Here is a 15,612-nt window from a genome sequence, read left to right as displayed (position 1 = left end):
ATGTTGGGTCATTCAGCTTTTGGATGTGCCTGCGTCGTCGCCGTTGGAGTCATCCTTCTTGCTGTCGTCGTCCGCTTCGGCGGGAGTCTCCGGATCCTCAGGTTTTTCCTCATCGAATCCGCCACGCAGCAACTTTTGGAGCGCGTCGTCCACTTCCGTCTCACTGGCCTCCGCAAGTTTGCGGCGGCTACTGAAACCCTGAGGATCATCCAGGTCCTCGGCTGTGGGAAGCAAATCAGGGTGATGCCAGATGGCGTCCCTGCCGGCAACGCCCCGCTCGGCCTTTAGCGTTGCCCAGAGCGTGGCAGCTTCGCGGAGCCTGCGCGGACGCAACTCCAATCCGACCAACGACGAGAAGGCATGTTCAGCGGGGCCTCCGGTAGCGCGTCGGCGCCGGACAGTCTCGCGGAGTGCAGAGGCTGACGGAAGCATCTTCTCCGTGGCCGAAGCGGTGAGCTCATCCACCCAGCCCTCAACCAGGGCCAGCGCTGTTTCGAGCTTCTCAAGGGCCTGTTCCTGGGCAGGTGTGCGCTGGGGCATAAAGACCCCCTGGGAGAGTGCCTCCTGGATACCTTCAGGATTGCCGGGATCCAGTTCTCTGGCCAATTCTTCAATCTTGGTCATGTCGATATGGATCCCACGGGCGTAAGCCTCGATGGCTCCCAGCAGATGTCCACGAAGCCATGGCACCTGAACGAACAGGCGGGCGTGGGCAGCTTCACGGACCGCGAGGAAAAGGCGGATGTCTCCCTCGGGCAGGCTGAGCCCCTCTCCAAACTTTGCCACGTTGGCCGGAAGCAGCGCCATCTCCAGATCGGCCAGGGGCACCCCGATATCGGTGGAGCTGACAACTTCGGCCGAGAGGGCGCCGATAGCCTGGCCCAGCTGCATGCCAAAGATTGCCCCGCCCATGTTTTGAAGCATCGAGGAAGCGCCACCCATCATGGACTTCATTTCCTCGGGCAGTTGGTCGCTCAAAGCATTCGTCAGGGCGTTGGCGATGCTGTTTGCCACGGGTTCAGTCAGCCGCTTCCACGTGCCGAGCGTTTCTTCAACCCACTCTGCCCGGGACCAGGCCCGGCCGATGAGCCCCGTGGCCGGAAGCTCAGTCACCTGATCAAGCCACAGCTCGGCAAGGCGAAGGGCTTCATCAATCTCGCGGGATTGCTGCGAGGTGACTGAAGGGTCTGAACCGCTGGCCGCAACCCTGCGGGCGTTCTCATGAGCCAGTTGCCAGTTGACAGGGCCTTCTGAGGAAGCGCTCATCATGGCCTGGACCTGCGAAAACATCTGGGCCAGCAGGTTCGGGTCCTCGGGAAGGCCGGCTGCTTTGGCAAGTTCAGCGGGATCAATATTGCCCATACCCTTGCCACCCATCAGGTTCTGCAGCATTTCTGCCAGCGGATCCTTCGGGTTCTCGTCGCCATTGGACGGATTGAGTGGGTTGGAGGTCATGATCCCGCCGATCGTCGGTGTGACTGTTGATCAAGTTCACGGTACCCCGGTCAACGAGCGGCTGTCTGCCGAAAGCCGGCTTCGTTCGCTCTAGGCAAAGAGCCCGCCGCCGGATACACCGCGTAATGTTAGAGACTGGACATATAGGCACGCCTTTGAGCGTGACCCCGTGATGAGTAGCGCTGACAGCTGGTGCATGCGAGGTCGAAAGCCGGTAGGGGAGAGGTTCTTCATTGACGCTAACTGAGGGCGACCAGCAGGTGGGCTGGCCTGAAGCAGGCCCGGAAGGCAGTTCTCCGTCTGAGGACAAGAGATTCACGGCGATGGCTGTCTCGGCTGTCCTGACACTCATTCTCGGCATCGGGCTGTTCACTCTTCCTGTGCCCTACGTGGTGGAGACTCCCGGCCCGACCTATAACACCCTCGGTGTGGACAAGGCCGGCAATCCCGTCATCAGTATTAAGGGACGGGAAACGTTTCCTGCAAACGGAGACCTTTATCTCACCACGGTCTACGTCGAAGGCGGTCCGAAAGGTTACGTCTCAGTGCTATCGGCATTTGCCGCGTGGGTAGACGAATCAAAAGCCGTCTATCCCGTTGAAATGATCTACCCCGAGGGCATCACCAGGGAAGAGTCGGATCAGGAAGGCGCCGCGGCCATGACTACCTCCCAGGAGGACGCGGTAGCTGCGGCCTTGAACGAGCTGGACGTCCCCTTTGACCAAAAGCTGAAGATAGCCGACGTTCCGGGCTCCTCCCCTTCGCAAGGAAAGCTGGAACGCGGAGACGTTTTCGTGTCCGTCGGGGGAAAACCCGTAACTGCCCTGAACGTTATTCAGGAAGAGCTGGCGGCAGGGGCAGGGAAGCCGGTGCCCGTCGTCGTCGACCGCAACGGCACGAGTGTCACCGAAACGATCACCCCCGCCAAGAACGCCTCGGGCCGTTACATTCTGGGCGTCCAGCTGGAATACGACTTCACTTTTCCTGTTGAGGTAAACATCTCCCTGCAGGAGGTGGTAGGTCCGAGCGCCGGCATGGTGTTTGCTTTGGGCATTGTGGACACCATGACTCCCGGTGACCTCACTGGCGGCCGGAAAATTGCGGGAACCGGAACTATTTCCCCCGACGGATCAGTGGGCCCGATTGGAGGAATAGGGCAAAAGATGGTTGGTGCCCAACGTTCCGGCGCCACCGTTTTTCTTGCCCCGGCAGCAAATTGTGAGCAGGTTCTGGGCCATATTCCCGACGGTCTACAGGTAGTGAAAATCGAGAACCTCGCTCAAGCCAAGAAAGCGGTCGAGTTGGTCGGTGCCGGACAGGACACGGCCGCACTCCCGACGTGCACCACCGACTAGACTAAATCGAGGAACTTAGCTCCACCGCCACTCGTGGCATATATAACCAGTCAGCGCCAGTCTGTGAACGGGAGCTGGCACCTGCGCCACAACAGCATCACCCGCGAATCAGACGACCAGCTATGAGGTACAAAGTTTGACCCGTCCCGCCAGCCCCATGCCGCCCACAAGCACTACGCAGTCAAGGCGCAGCGCCCTGACGCCGACCCTGATCGTCGTTGCCCTGGTTGTGGTCGGATTCATCTTCTTCGCCAACACCTGGACAGATGTCCTGTGGTACCAGCAGCTCGGATACTTTGAAGTCTTCCTCACGGAGAACCTGGCCCGGATCGGCATTTTTGTCGCGGGCTTTGGCATCATGGCGGCCGCGATGTACTTCGCGATCCGCATTGCTTATAACGCGAGGCCTGTCTACGCTCCCGACGCCGAAATACGGGACAACCTGAACCGCTACCAGGCGCAGCTTGAGCCCGTCCGCCGGGTCGTGATGGTCGGACTCCCCATCCTTTTCGGCCTTTTTGCCGGCAGTGCCGCTGCAAGCCAGTGGCAGAAAGTCCTCCTGTATTTCAACCAGGTTCCGTTTGGCCAGAGTGATCCCGAGTTTGGGCTGGACATTAGTTTTTACCTCATGACGTTGCCGTTCCTGGGGTTCGTCACGGGCTTCCTGATCAGTGTGGCCGTAGTCGCAGGCATCGCGGGAATCCTGACGCACTACCTGTACGGCAGTATCCGCATCATGGAACGCGGCATCTTCACCAGCCGCGCAGCACAGATTCATCTCGCTGTAACGGGCGGCACATTCCTGCTGCTGCTGGGTGTGAACTTTTGGCTGGACAGGTATGCCGCCCTCCAGAACAACGGAGGACGCTGGGCCGGAGCGCTCTACACTGATGTGAACGCCGTCATTCCCACCAAGGCAATCCTGGCCGTGGCAGCCGTCCTGGTGGCAATTCTCTTCATCGTTGCTGCCATCATCGGCAAGTGGCGGTTGCCTGTCATTGGTACAGCGATGCTGGTTATCACTTCCATTCTCGCCGGTGGAGTTTATCCTTGGGTCATCCAGCAGTTCCAGGTCCGGCCCTCCGAGCAGACCCTCGAGAAGGAATTCATCGAGCGGAACATCGGGATGACCAGAACAGCCTACGGTCTGGACAAGATTCAGGTGGAGCGCTACAACGCCACCAACACGGCAACGTCGGGGGCTTTGGCCCCGGATGCCCAGACAACGCAGAACATCCGCCTCCTCGATCCAAACCTGATCTCCGATGCGTTTGCACAGCTGGAGCAGTACAGGCCGTACTACACGTTCCCTGAGACCTTGAACGTGGACCGCTATGAGGTGGACGGCAAAGTCCAGGACACCGTTATTGCGGTCCGCGAGCTCAATCCAGGCGGGCTGAGCGCAAACCAGCAGTCCTGGCTGAACACGCATGCCGTTTACACCCACGGTTACGGCGTGGTTGCCGCCAAGGGCAACAAGTTCACCGTGGACGGAAAGCCGGACTTCCTGCAGGCAGGTATCCCTTCCACGGGTGTGCTTGGTGACGACTCCACATACGAACCGCGCATCTACTTCGGGGAGAACTCCCCTGAATACTCCATTGTCGGGGCGCCGGAAGGCTCACCACACCGTGAACAGGACCGTCCCTCGGCGAGGGAAGGCGGTGGGGATACCCAGTACACCTTCACTGGCAATGGTGGTCCAAATGTGGGCAGTTTCTTGAACAGAATCCTGTATTCAATAAAGTTCCAGTCGAGCGATCTGCTGCTGTCCGACGCCGTGAATTCCGAATCGCAGATTCTGTACGAACGGAGTCCCCGTGAGCGGGTGGAAAAAGTAGCACCCTATCTGACTGTGGATGGCAATGCTTATCCGGCGGTTGTAGATGGACGAGTGAAGTGGATCGTTGACGGGTACACCACTAGCCAGTACTACCCGTATTCGCAGCAGGAGCAGCTATCTGAAGCAACTGCGGACTCGCAGACGGTGGCCGGACGGTCTGTAGCCTTGCCCAACAGCTCTGTGAACTACATCCGCAACTCGGTGAAGGCAACCGTCGATGCCTACGACGGCTCGGTGGAGCTCTACGCGTGGGACGACCAGGATCCGGTCCTGAAGGCCTGGCAGAAGGTCTTCCCAACGTCGCTGAAGCCCTACTCCGAAATGTCCGGTGACGTGATGAGCCACGTTAGGTATCCGGAGGACCTATTCAAGGTTCAGCGTGAGCTCCTGGGCCGTTACCACGTCACCCAGCCGGACAGCTTTTACCAAGGCGATGATGTCTGGAGCGTCCCCAACGATCCAACGGTGGAGCGTGAGGTTAAGCAGCCTCCGTTCTACATGTCGCTCCAGATGCCGGATCAGGAAAATTCAGCATTCCAGCTCACATCCTCATTTATTCCCCAGATCGTTGATGGCAGTGCAAGGAATGTGCTCTACGGCTTCTTGGCCGCTGACTCGGATGCTGGCAAAGAGAAGGGCGTCAAGGCGGAGAGCTACGGCAAGTTGAGGTTACTGGAGATTCCGCCGGAAACTCAGGTGCCCGGTCCAGGACAGGCTCAGAACAAGTTCAACTCTGATCCAACAGTCTCCCAGGCGCTTAACCTGCTTCGTCAGGGCGCGTCAGACGTGTTGAACGGAAACCTGCTCACGTTGCCTGTAGGCGGCGGTATCCTCTACGTCCAGCCGGTTTACCTCAAGTCCACCGGCGAGACCTCGTACCCTACGCTTCAGCGAGTGCTCGTAGCCTTTGGTGACAAGATAGGCTTCGCTCCCACTTTGGACGAAGCCCTGAAGCAGCTCTTCGGAGGCGATTCTGGTGCTGCTGCAGGTGACTCTGCCAACAATGGCCAGGCTCCTCCTGCTCCAGGGGGTACAACCCCTCCGGCGCCAGGCACCACGGATGCCAAGGCGGAGCTGAAGGCGGCACTGGACGAAGCGAACGCAGCCATAGCGGCCGGCCAGGCAGCACTGGCTGAGGGCGATTTTGCAGCGTACGGTGACCAGCAGCGGAGATTGGCGGATGCCCTGAAGAGAGCCATCGATGCTGAGGCTAAGTTGGCTGTTCCCGGAGCAGCGCCCGCTGCTTCGCCTACAGCTACGCCGACACCGTCCCCCAGCCCCACCAGCTGACCCTGGAAGGCCTTCCGGGCCGTAGCGACGCAGCAGTAGCAGAAGGCCGGTCTTGTCTCCACAGTGTGGAGGCAGGACCGGCCGTCATTGTTCCCGCATCCGCCGTTCCGGTTACCAACACAGGGAGTTCCTGGGCGGAGACGTACATCACCCCGCTTCGATTTGGCCTCCCGTTGGGCGGCAGGTAGAGTTGATCTTGCGACGCGGGGTGGAGCAGTTCGGTAGCTCGCTGGGCTCATAACCCAGAGGTCACAGGTTCAAATCCTGTCCCCGCAACTGAAAAATGAAAGTCCGGAATGCTTGAAAAAGTATTCCGGACTTTCTGCTTTAAGACCCGGATTTGAACTGCTTAAGAAACCCGATTGACGAATGAACCAGTTCGGCGGCGCTCTCCGAGGGCAGGAGTGGGCTCATCTCCGAGGTGGACTTTGGGGCCCAAAATCTAGGGTAGGCTTGATCTTGCGACGCGGGGTGGAGCAGTTCGGTAGCTCGCTGGGCTCATAACCCAGAGGTCACAGGTTCAAATCCTGTCCCCGCAACCACTAGAGGCCCTGACCGGCAATACGACCGGTCGGGGCCTCTTCTTTGGATCCCGCATTTAGTAGCATTTCCTAGTATTCTCGATCGCAGGATGCCAGGGATGAATATGTTGCGGGGCATGACTGAAGCCCCGCCATATTTCGCTCTTGCGGCCTGTGATGATCCAAGCTATTAAGGCGGTCAGCAATAGACCGTGCGCTCCTGCCGTCCGGCCGAAGCAAGCAGCTATTACTATCAGTCGATCATTCTCGAGAGGAATGCTTTTCGATGTCAGTGCCAACGAAGAAGTCCGGAACCGCGAAGAGCAAGTGGGTGCAGCGCTACTGGGCGGTGCCGGCAGCCTTGGTTGCCATGCTCTTGATCGTGCTCCTGACGAAGTGGCTGACGGGGCTGTCCGGGGTCAACGACTTTCTGGAGCAGTATCCCGGCCATTCAGAGCTCCCGAGCGGGGCCCCGGTTGGCTTTCCTGCCTGGCTTGCGTGGCAGCATTTCCTGAACGGTTTCTTCCTCCTTCTCATCATCCGTACGGGGTGGCAGGTTCGCACCACCGCCCGCCCGGCTGCGCACTGGACCAGGAACAACAAGGGGTTCATCAGGACCAAGAACCCCCCGAGCAAAATCAGCCTTGATCTGTGGTTCCACCTCACCCTGGATGTCCTGTGGATCCTGAACGGCGTTGTGTTTGCCATCCTTCTGTTCGCTACGGGTCAGTGGATGCGTATTGTTCCCACATCATGGGACGTCTTCCCCAACGCACTCTCGGCTGCGCTCCAGTATGCGTCGTTGAACTGGCCCACTGAGAACGGCTGGATAAACTACAATGCACTTCAGCTGCTGACGTATTTTGCCACCGTGTTTATCGCAGCACCACTTGCCTTCATCACGGGTTTGAGGATGTCGTCAGTCTGGCCCAAGAAGGCGCCCACACTCAACAGGCTTTTCCCGATTGAAGCGGCAAGGGCAGTGCACTTCCCCGTCATGATCTACTTTGTGGCCTTTATCGCGGTCCACGTTTTCCTGGTCCTGGCCACAGGGGCGCTGCGGAACTTGAACCACATGTATGGCGGGAGCGACGAGGAGAACTGGGTGGGCTTCTGGATATTCGCTGTCTCCGTGGCCGTCATGGTCGGCGCCTGGTTCCTCGCCAGGCCGCTCTTCCTGCGCCCCATAGCTTCCCTCATGGGTAAGGTCACCCGCTAACCGCTTCCAAGACTGAAGGCCGGGATTCCATGGGAATCCCGGCCTTCAATTACGTCAAGGGGTGAGTACGTCCGCGAAACTTCTAGAGCTTGTCGAAGTCTGCTTCCTCGACTGTGGTTTCGGATGCCTGGGAGCCGTTTCCGGCGCCGATTGCAGGCTTTGCGCCGCCTGATTTCAGGGCAGCGAGGCGGGCTTCAATCTCGGTCTGTTCGCCGAGATCCTCAAGCTGGTTGAACTGGGAGTCCAGGCTGGATTCTGCCAGTTCCTGCTGACCCCGGACCTTCGCTTCTTCCCGACGGATCTTTTGTTCAAAGCGGCCCACTTCGCTGGTGGGATCCATGATGTCGATGCTCTTGAGCGCATCGTGGACCTGGGACTGGGCGGCGGCAGTCCTGGACCGGGCAACCAATTCGTTGCGCTTGCTGGTGAGCTCGTTAAGCTTGCCCTTCATCATGTCCAGGCCGGACTTGAGCTTATCCACGACCTCGGTCTGGGACGCAATGCTGGGCTCTGCGGACTTCGCTTCGTTTTCCGAGGAGATCTGTCGCTGAAGTGCTACCTTGGCGAGGTTGTCGAATTTCTGGGCGTCAGCAGCATTGCCGGCGCTCCGGTACTCGTCTGCCTTCCGTGAAGCAGCCAGGGCCTTGTTGCCCCAGTCCTGGGCGTTCTTGATGTCTTCGTTGTAGTCGTCCTGGAGCATCCGCAGGTTGCCGATGGTCTGGGCAACCGCAGATTCAGCTTCGGCGATGTTGTTGGAGTAGTCCCTGACCATCTGGTCCAGCATCTTCTGCGGATCCTCGGCTTGGTCCAACAGGGAGTTGATGTTCGCCTTCGCAAGCTGCGCCATGCGGCCGAAAATGGACTGCTTAACCATGGTGTTACCTTTCGTCCTGCTCGGTTGTTCCCACTGATTTCAGTGAACAAATGATGTACCGCTCTATCCGCTTCAAAGGTCATCCTCTGAGGCGCCTAGTCATTCGGGCCTAGAAGCTGCCGGAATCCCCGCCTCCGAAGTCGCCGCCTCCGAAGTCGCCTCCGCCAAAATCTCCACCGCCGGAATCTCCGCCCCAGCCTCCACCGTCGCTGTGGCCGCCGCCCCAGCCGCCGCCTCCGCCGTTGAGGATGGAGTTGATGAGGATGCCGCCCAGGATGGCGCCACCAAGGCCGCCGCCTCCTCCGCCCCCGAACATCCCGCCGCCGCCATAGCCCTGGTTGGCGTAGCCACCGAAATGGTCAACGTCGGTCTGGGCCAGCTGGGCTGCCTGTGCGGCCAATGCGTGCGCTTGCTGGGCATAGGTGAGTGCGGTGACGGGATCGTTTCTGGAGATGGACAAGGAATAGTCCAGGTTGCGTTGTGCTTCGGCCAGCCGGGTACGTGCCTCGGTCCCGACTCCTCCGCGCCGCGCAGTGATGTAATCCGACGTGGCGCTGATCTGCGCCTGGGCGGACATGATGGTTTGCTGGAGGGCAGCCTGTGCCCGGCGGGCCTGTTCTTGCTGGTCCCTGATACCGCTGAGCGCCTGGTCCAGGGACTGGTGGGCAGCTTCCACACGTTCCAGAGTGGCAATGGGATCGATCTTGCCTCCTTGGATTTCCTCTTTCACTTGGTCCAGGGCAGCCTCTACGCGCGCTACAGGTCCAGCCAGCTCCGGATGGGCCCCCGACTGGATCATGGCCTTCGCCTGAACCAGATCCTGGGAGATGTCCACGACGGCGGCTTCCAGTCCGGTTCGGGCCTCGTCGAGGTTGCTCGAGACCTTGGATATGGCATCGATCAGAACGTTTGTCTGGTGGAGGCCCTCTTCTGCTGCCCGGACGGCTACCGCCGCGAGGCTGCCTTCACCGGCGGCAAGCTTCTCCTGGGCCGTCTCGGTGGCATTCTGAACGAAGGCGAGGCGATCCTTGGCCTGAGTGATGTTGTCAGAGACCTGCACCAGGGCGCTGTCTGCGTACTTGGCCCTGAGTCCTGTCAAGGTCTGCTCGGAGTTGGCGATTTTCGCCTCTGCCTCGCGCGCTCCCGCGTTCACCGCGGCAAGAGCCTGCGGTGCGGTCTTCTCCAGTTCCCGGAGGGAATCGAAGTCTGCCTTCTGTTCGCGTAGCGAAGCGAGGGCGGCTTCGGAGCGGCGGATGATCTCGCCCAGCCAGGTACGCTGCTGCTCCTCGGTGTCTGGGATGTGGTCATCCAGTTGCTGCTGCAGCTTGAAGGACTCGGACATGTGGCCCTTGGCGTCCTGCAATGCCTTAGTGAAATTGCCCACTGCAGATTCGCCGTACTGCGCCTCAGCAAAACCGAGTTCCTGCTCACTGGATTTAATGGCGTCGTCAGCCTCAATCAGGAGGGAGCCGCTCTTTCGGCGTAGCTCCTCGACGCTCAGTGAAGCCAGGGGATCAAGCTCAGCACTCTGGGGCCCATAGCTGGCGCTGGACGCCTGGGAGGCCTTTTTCCGCCGATTGCGGAGATACAGGTAGGTGCCTACGCCGCCAGCCGCGACAACACCGGTACCAACGAGGACAGCCGTTCCTGCTCCGTCGCCAGAAGAAACCTCCCCGCTTCCTCCGCTGGCTGCGTCGCCGACGGCGCGTGCCGTATCGATGGCGGCTTGGGCGAAGTCCCGTTTTCCGCCGCTCAGGTTGGTAACGATGGCGTTCTGGCTGATGTTGGGAGTCTTTGAGGCAATTGCGCTACGGGAGTTGGGGGCGAAGTAGAAATTGCCGTCATCTGACATCGCCAAGATGACATCGGCTCGTCCCATTCCCTTGGTGGTGGCCACAGCATTGGCCCATTGTTCCGGGTTGGACGGGTTTTCGAACTTGTCCACTGTGACCACGTACAAGTTGTACTTGTGATCCTCCAGGAGCTTCTTGATGGCCTCTCGGACCTCACCTTCTCGTCCTCCGAGGACTTTGGCGTCGTCAACGATGTTCTGGCCGGACGGGATGGTCACCGGAGGTTCGGCCCAGGCTGCGGTGGCGGGAAGCGCCAGCATGCCGGCCAGACCGATCACGGCGAGAACACGTCTAAAGTTTGACCGCATGTGCAACCCTTCAGCACTTCCGCGGCCGGTCCAGGCTGAACCAGCCGTCACAGAAAGCACCAGCGCCCCCACGCATGTCTAGCCGCAGGGTCGCTGAGGCATTTCCATTTGATTCTATGGTGCACCTTTTGGGCCGTCCACATGAGGGAATATGCCACCAGCGAAACGCGCTTAAACCCTTGTGGCAGCAGTGAGAGAGTCTTTCAGGAACCTCCCAGCAAACGTCCGCATTAGTTTCAGTCGCAGCATCCATAGTTAATGCAGACACGGATGAAAGGAAGTCCAATGACTGAGAACCCACAAGGCGGTTCGCCCGAGACGCGGGAGCCCCTGGAACCGGGCGTCGAGGAGGGCAGGTCCCGCCAGGTAGCAGGAGAGGCAGGTGCCCCTGACGCCGCAACTGTGGCCTCAGGTGAGGAGCGCTCCTCCGGAGATCCTGCATACTCCCGCGACACGGCCGGTCCTGCCGGCCAACAGCAGCCCTACGCCACCGGCCAAACGGCCGCTGAGAACGTGTCCGCTCCGGGCGAGCTGCAGGGCGAGGGGGAGAGTGCCCGCACCGAGCAGTTCGGCCGCACTGAGCAGTTCGCCCCGCCCGCCGGTCACGCACAGAGCGCGCCAACCGCGCGGTTCGCGTCTCCAACCCATGAGCCGGCAGGCAATGAGTCTGCCGGCCAGGCGTTTGGCCACCAAAGCCAGACGCCCGGCCACCAAAGCCAGACGCCCGGCAACCAAAGCCATGATCCCGCCCAAAGAGGAAATGGAGCGCCGTATGGGCAGCCGACGTCGTTCTACGGCTCCCACAGCGGATCCCACGTAAGCGGTGGCCAGCCTCCTTATGGCCCGTCGCATGTATCTCACCCCGCAAATTCCCCTAAGCGCAAGGCGACTTTCGGCGTCGGGACCCTAGTAGCCAGCATTCTTGCAGCCGGCCTTGTGGGCGGCGGAGTGGTTGCGGCCAGTGACGCTTTCCTTTACCAAGGTTCTCCCGCAGCTGTCAGCAGCAGCCAGCAGGGGACCGTGATCGTCAACAACAAGGACGACGTCAACGTTATTACTGCAGCGGCGCAGAAGGCTTCCCCGAGCGTCGTCACCATCAAAGCCACCGGCGGCGGTGAAGGCGGAACCGGATCCGGCATCATTCTCGATACCGAGGGCCACATCCTGACCAACACCCACGTTGTGACGCTTGACGGCAAGGCCGCCAACGCCACAGTAGAGGTGCGTACGAGCGACGGACGGGTCTTGTCTGCCCGCATCGTTGGTACTGATCCCTTGTCCGACCTTGCCGTCATCAAAGTGGACAACGCTTCCGGCTTGGTTCCGGCTACGCTGGGCGACTCGGCGAAGCTAAACGTCGGCGACACCGCCGTCGCCATCGGATCCCCGCTCGGCCTGACCGGAACGGTCACGGACGGCATCGTCTCCACCCTGAACCGGACCATCAGTGTCGCTTCGTCCGCGGCACCCAAGGATGGCGGTGACAATTCGCAGGGTGACAACCAAGGCGGCTTCAAGTTCGCACCGCCGGACGGCGGTCAGGGCCAGAGCAGCCCTGACCAGGGCTCCATCTCCCTCAACGTGATCCAGACTGACGCAGCCATCAACCCCGGGAACTCCGGCGGGGCGTTGGTCAACAGCAAGGGTGAAGTCATCGGCGTGAACGTGGCCATCGCTTCCGCCGGGGGCGACTCCAGCAGCAGCGGCAACATCGGCGTCGGCTTCAGCGTTCCGATCAATCACGCCAAACGAGTTGCCCAGGAGATCATCGACACCGGTAAGGCCAGCCATGGCCAGTTCGGCGTCAGTGTCAAGGCAAAATCAGCAAGTAGTGCGGCATCAGCGTTCTCAGTAGGCGCTGAGGTGGCCACGGTGGAGTCCGGTTCGGCCGCAGCCAAGGCCGGGATCAAGGTCGGAGATGTGGTCACCAAGTTCAATGACCTTGCCATCAGTGATCCGAACCAGCTGACGGCGGCGGTGCGCGAACAGCCGGCGGGAGCCTCGGTCAAGGTCACCATCCTTCGCGGCGGCCAGGAGCAGCAGTTGGATGTGACGCTCGGAGCAGCGGCAGAACAATAGAAAAACCGAACAGGAACGACGGCGGGGCATCCATCGGTGCCTCGCCGTCGCTTTGTCCGCGGCTGCTTATTGGCGCTCGATATGTGGGGAACCAGGCCGGGACAGCAAATGGGTCTGAAACAGGCGTTAACGCAGGCCGCGGGTATGAGCCGCTATATGGTTAGCTAGGATTTACCCGCACCCTTGGGAAGATCCGCGGACATGACCCCACCCGGCTGGCATTCCATGGACATGGAGTGCCGCTGAACAGAAAGTGGAAGAGACATTGAAGATCATCGTGCTGGTCAAGCATGTTCCTGACGCCCAATTGGACCGTCACCTCAACGGCGCGGACTACACAACAGACCGTGCTGAGAGCATCCTGTCCGAACTGGACGAATATGCGCTCGAAGCCGCCCTGCAACTGACAGAGGCCCAAGGCGGCAAGGGAGCCGGCCACCAGGTCATCGCCTTGAGCATGGGCCCGGCAGGTGCAGCCAACGCCATCAAGAAGTCCCTGCAGATTGGCGCCACTGAGGGCGTGCACCTTAAGGATGACGCTCTGGCGGGTTCGGATGCCGCGGCCACGTCGTTGGCACTGGCCGCAACTGTCCGGTATCTGAGTGCGGGCGGCCCCGTGGACCTGATCCTTACCGGTATGGCTTCCACCGACGGCGAAACCTCCCTTGTGCCGGCGCAGCTGGCCGAACGCCTTGGCCTCCCGCAAGTGACCTTCGCCTCGGAGCTCGAGATCTCGGACGGCCGGATTACTGCCCGGCGCGACAGCGACACACACTACGACACCATCGAGGCACCGTTGCCTGCCGTGGTATCAGTGACTGACCAGATCAACGAGCCGCGATTCCCCAACTTCAAGGGCATCATCGCTGCGAAGCGGAAAACCATCACCACCTTGTCTCTGGCGGACATCGGCGTCAACCCTGCCGAGGTGGGTCTGTCCGGCTCCTTGACGGCCGTGCAGAATGCCGAACCGCGTCCGCCGCGTAGCGCCGGCACCATCATCACCGACGAGGGCGATGCCGGCATCAAGCTGGTTGACTTCCTGGCCGCCCAGAAGCTGCTCTAAGGGGAATCCACGAATATGGCAAAAGTACTTGTATTCATTGACAATCAGGGCCCCGCTGTCAAGAAGAGCAGCCTCGAGTTGCTGACCATTGCCCGCACGATCGGCGAGCCGGTTGTGGCATTCAACGGTGAATTTAACGACGACGTCGCGGCTGCTTTGGGCTCCTACGGTGTCACTGCCGTGTACCGTCCGGGGAGTGCAGACCTCGATGACTATCTCGTAGCTCCCAAGGCTGCGTATCTGGCTGAAGCAGTTGCTGCGACCGGTGCCGGCACGGTGCTCATCGAGAACTCATCGGACGGTAAGGAAATCGCTGCCAGGCTGGGCATCAAGCTTGGAGCAGGAGTAGTCACCGACGTCGTTGGAGTTGAAGCAGACGGAGCGGCTCACAAATCAGTGCTGGCGGGCTCTTACAAAACGGTATGCCGCGCCACCACGCCGGTCTCAATTCTGACTGTCAAAGCGAACTCACTGACCCCTGAACCGGCTGCCACGGCGACGGTGCCAGAGTCCCTCACCATTGAGGTGCCGGCCTCTGTCACGGCGAACGCAGCCCGCATCACCGGACGCAGCAACAAGGCAACCAGCGGGCGTCCGGATCTTCTGGATGCACGTATTGTTGTGGCCGGCGGGCGTGGTGTTGATGGCGATTTTGGCCCCGTGGAGGAGCTGGCAGACGCGCTGGGAGCTGCAGTAGGAGCTTCCCGTGCCGCCACCGACGCCGGCTGGATCAGCCACGACGCCCAAGTTGGTCAAACCGGAAAGACCGTTTCTCCCGAGCTTTACATTTCCGCCGGTATCTCGGGGGCAGTGCAGCAGAAGGCAGGCATGCAGACGGCAAAGGTCATTGTTGCAATTAACAACGACGCCGAGTCTCCTGTTTTCGAGATTGCAGACTTCGGGATTGTGGGGGATCTTTTCGAAGTCCTGCCGCAGGCAACCGCCGAAATCAAAAAACGCAAAGGCTGATGATTGCGCACTGATCCTGTCTCAGCGCAGAGCCCGTTCAACCCGGCCTACCGGGTTGAGCGGGTCCTCTGTTTTGGAGCCCATCCTGATGATATTGACTTCGGCGCCGCAGGAACGGTCGCCGCGTGGACCGCGGCAGGCGTGGAGGTCAACTACTGCATCATGACCGACGGCGATGCCGGGGGTTTCAACCCTTCCCAACGTGAAGCAATCGTTGCCTTGCGCGCGGAGGAGCAACGCAGGGCAGCTGCCCTGGTCGGAGTTTCTAAGATCCACTACCTGCACGAACGTGACGGCTTCCTGGAACCCTCGCATGACGTGATGCGGGGAGTCGTGAAAGTGATCCGGGAAGTCCGCCCCGACGTCGTGCTGTCCATGCACCCTGAGCGCAACTGGAACCGGATCCAGAAGAGCCATCCGGACCATCTGGCCGTAGGGGAAGCCGTGACCCGCGCTGTGTACCCGGCCCTGGAAAACCCGTTCGCCTACCCCGAGTTGGCCGAGGCCGGGCTTGAGGCGTACAAGTTGCCTTGGCTATGGCTTTTCGCGGGACCGGAGGAGCGGGAGAACCATTTTGTGGACGTCAGCGACCACGTGGAGGACAAGCTTGCCGCCATTCACGTCCACACCAGCCAGCATCCTGATGTCAAGGCCATGGACAGAACCGTGCGCGCAATGATGTTGCAGAACGGGCAACGAGCAGGCATGAAAGAAGACCGCAGTGCTGAAGCCTTCCACGTGGTCAGAATCAACGGCGACAGCACCATCGCCGGCTTCTAA

The 15,612-nt window shown here is 60.5% G+C and carries 10 protein-coding genes and 2 tRNA genes; 9 read left to right on the top strand and 3 right to left on the bottom strand.

The window, feature by feature from the left end; all coding sequences use genetic code 11:
• Positions 1-12 precede the first annotated feature (12 nt).
• Positions 13-1,455, bottom strand: a complete 1,443-nt coding sequence (locus tag M1D88_RS14220) for a zinc-dependent metalloprotease (RefSeq protein ID WP_458111448.1) — start codon at positions 1,453-1,455, stop codon at positions 13-15.
• Between the two features lie 233 nt (positions 1,456-1,688).
• On the opposite strand from M1D88_RS14220, the gene M1D88_RS14215 reads away from it, so the two are divergent.
• The 5 genes from M1D88_RS14215 to M1D88_RS14195 all read left to right on the top strand — a co-directional run bounded on the left by M1D88_RS14215 (position 1,689) and on the right by M1D88_RS14195 (position 7,683).
• The gene (locus M1D88_RS14215; RefSeq protein ID WP_458111447.1) at positions 1,689-2,810 is read left to right on the top strand and encodes a YlbL family protein; all 1,122 of its coding nucleotides are present in this window, start codon (positions 1,689-1,691) and stop codon (positions 2,808-2,810) included.
• 157 nt (positions 2,811-2,967) lie between these two features.
• Positions 2,968-5,943, top strand: a complete 2,976-nt coding sequence (locus tag M1D88_RS14210; protein ID WP_458111446.1) for a UPF0182 family membrane protein — start codon at positions 2,968-2,970, stop codon at positions 5,941-5,943.
• A gap of 202 nt (positions 5,944-6,145) precedes the next feature.
• Positions 6,146-6,219: transfer RNA gene (locus tag M1D88_RS14205), tRNA-Met, on the top strand.
• A gap of 189 nt (positions 6,220-6,408) precedes the next feature.
• A tRNA-Met gene (locus tag M1D88_RS14200) sits at positions 6,409-6,485 on the top strand.
• Between the two features lie 265 nt (positions 6,486-6,750).
• Entirely contained in the window at positions 6,751-7,683 is a 933-nt protein-coding gene (locus M1D88_RS14195; RefSeq protein ID WP_458111445.1) for a cytochrome b/b6 domain-containing protein, read from the top strand.
• Between the two features lie 82 nt (positions 7,684-7,765).
• Here the strand turns inward: M1D88_RS14195 and M1D88_RS14190 are convergent, their stop codons facing one another.
• Together M1D88_RS14190 and M1D88_RS14185 are read right to left on the bottom strand one after the other, a co-directional pair.
• Positions 7,766-8,557, bottom strand: coding sequence for a PspA/IM30 family protein (locus M1D88_RS14190; protein ID WP_458111444.1), 792 nt, complete (start codon positions 8,555-8,557; stop codon positions 7,766-7,768).
• 109 nt (positions 8,558-8,666) lie between these two features.
• Positions 8,667-10,718 carry a TPM domain-containing protein gene (locus M1D88_RS14185; protein WP_458111443.1) on the bottom strand — a complete coding sequence of 684 codons (2,052 nt, stop codon included), beginning with the start codon at positions 10,716-10,718 and terminating at the stop codon, positions 8,667-8,669.
• Between the two features lie 285 nt (positions 10,719-11,003).
• Here M1D88_RS14185 and M1D88_RS14180 point away from each other — a divergent pair, with 285 nt between their 5' ends.
• The 4 genes from M1D88_RS14180 (at position 11,004) to M1D88_RS14165 (ending at position 15,612) form a co-directional block, all read left to right on the top strand.
• A complete protein-coding gene (locus tag M1D88_RS14180; RefSeq protein WP_458111442.1) occupies positions 11,004-12,797 on the top strand; it encodes a trypsin-like peptidase domain-containing protein in 1,794 nt (597 codons plus the stop codon).
• A gap of 265 nt (positions 12,798-13,062) precedes the next feature.
• Positions 13,063-13,863, top strand: coding sequence for an electron transfer flavoprotein subunit beta/FixA family protein (locus M1D88_RS14175; protein ID WP_458114533.1), 801 nt, complete (start codon positions 13,063-13,065; stop codon positions 13,861-13,863).
• Between the two features lie 15 nt (positions 13,864-13,878).
• Positions 13,879-14,832: an electron transfer flavoprotein subunit alpha/FixB family protein gene (locus M1D88_RS14170; protein ID WP_458111441.1), complete on the top strand. Its 954-nt coding sequence runs from the start codon at positions 13,879-13,881 to the stop codon at positions 14,830-14,832.
• 3 nt (positions 14,833-14,835) lie between these two features.
• Positions 14,836-15,612, top strand: a complete 777-nt coding sequence (locus M1D88_RS14165) for a PIG-L deacetylase family protein (protein ID WP_458111440.1) — start codon at positions 14,836-14,838, stop codon at positions 15,610-15,612.

The sequence above is a fragment of the Arthrobacter sp. R1-13 genome (genome assembly GCF_054161475.1).
Note: the sequence above shows the minus strand (reverse complement) of the source record. Positions and strands in the feature narration are given on the sequence as shown.